The 1,430-nt window shown below is 56.9% G+C and carries 2 protein-coding genes; both read right to left on the bottom strand.

Annotated elements, in window-relative coordinates; all coding sequences use genetic code 11:
- Positions 1–172: 172 nt before the first annotated feature.
- On the bottom strand, positions 173–844 hold the full coding sequence (hypB, locus tag BLQ12_RS26765) for a hydrogenase nickel incorporation protein HypB (RefSeq protein WP_092216050.1): 672 nt from the start codon (positions 842–844) through the stop codon (positions 173–175).
- Between the two features lie 48 nt (positions 845–892).
- Entirely contained in the window at positions 893–1,243 is a 351-nt protein-coding gene (locus BLQ12_RS26760) for a hydrogenase maturation nickel metallochaperone HypA/HybF (RefSeq protein ID WP_092216048.1), read from the bottom strand.
- Positions 1,244–1,430 lie beyond the last annotated feature (187 nt).

The raw sequence follows: 1,430 nt of genomic DNA, 5'->3' as shown, positions 1-1,430 counted from the left end.
ATTTTCCCTGAGGAACGAAGGGGAAAGCGCATTCGCAACTTGCTTTCAAGGTGGCACACCTTGCCGCCGGAGGCATCTTTTTGGTTTTTACTCTGCCCCTGTCGTTCATCCGATTTTAACCATAGAAGGCATTGCTTTTGTTTTTTCCTGAGCCCCTTGGCCCTGGCCCCGATCAGCTGTTGTGGGCCAAAGCCTGCTCCTTGAGCCAGGCAGTCCAGGCGTCCAGCCCTTCTCCGGTGCGGCAGGAGATATCGAACAGGGCGCAGCCCGGGTTGACCTTGCGCAGCCCCTCTTCAAAGCGCTTTCTGTCGAAGTCAAAGAGCTCGCAGGTGTCGATTTTGTTGATGAGGACCGCATCGCACACCGAGAACATCAAGGGGTACTTCAAGGGTTTGTCGTCCCCTTCCGGCACGGAGAGGATCATGACGTTGACGGCAGAGCCCGTGTCGAATTCCGCCGGGCAGACGAGGTTGCCCACGTTTTCAAGGATGATGAGGTCGAAGTCTTCCGAGCCGATGGCCGACAGGCCGTCTGTGACCATGCTGGCGTCCAGGTGGCAGAAGCCCCCGGTGCGCATCTGGATGGCGGTGATGCCGGTGGCGGCCACTTTTTCGGCGTCCACCATGGAGTCGATGTCCGCCTCCAGGACACCGATGGAGAGGCTCTCCTTGAGGCGGCCGGTGGTCTGGATCACCGTGCTGGTCTTTCCCGCCCCGGGGGAGGCCATGAGGTTTACAAGGAAGGTTTTCTCCTCCTTCAGGCGGGCCCTGAGCGCTTTGGCCACCTTGTCGTTATCGTCCAGTACATTTTCTTTGACCTCGATGAGCCTGACGTTGTCGCTCATGGTTTCTCCCTTATGTGGTGCCTTTCGGCAGATTTTCCTTCGGGGGCCTTACTGGGCCACCATGTTTTTGACATAATACTCTTTGCCGGAGAGGATCTCCCCCCCCTTGTTGCCGCAGTGGGGGCAGATGCCGAAGGTGTCGGTGGCCGGCTCCGTGGTAAACTCCTGCCCGCAGCCGCCGCAGCGCATCACCACGTCCCCCCACTCGATCTCAAGCTTTGCCCCTTCGGCCAGGGTGCCCTTGGTGAGAAAGTCGAAGTAATGCTGCATCCATTTTTCCTCCAGGTCGCTGAGCTTTCCCACCTGCAGCTGGATGGCCGCCACCTTGGTGACCCGGTTCAGGGCCGCGTGTTTCATCACCACCCTTAAGATGCCGTTCATTACCGGCAGTTCATGCATGGTCTTGTCCTTAACGTTTGGGTAAGGGTCGGCACAAAATAAAACATATAAAAACGATGCCTCCGGCGGCCCTGCCGGGGGCCAAACTTTTAAAACGTTTGACAAACAGGTCTTAAGCAAGCCTTTCCAGGCTCCGCCGAAATAATTTCCACTTTTTCACATTAGAAACGTTTTTTGCGGAGCTTTT

The sequence above is a fragment of the Desulfoluna spongiiphila genome, assembly GCF_900101345.1.
Lineage (GTDB): Bacteria > Desulfobacterota > Desulfobacteria > Desulfobacterales > Desulfolunaceae > Desulfoluna > Desulfoluna spongiiphila.
Note: the sequence above shows the minus strand (reverse complement) of the source record. Positions and strands in the feature narration are given on the sequence as shown.

Bases quoted from the DNA above. Each gene is read 5' to 3' on its own strand.
- hypB (WP_092216050.1), bottom strand. From the start codon at position 844: ATGAGCGACAACGTCAGGCTCATCGAGGTCAAAGAAAATGTACTGGAC.
- BLQ12_RS26760 (WP_092216048.1), bottom strand. From the start codon at position 1,243: ATGCATGAACTGCCGGTAATGAACGGCATCTTAAGGGTGGTGATGAAA.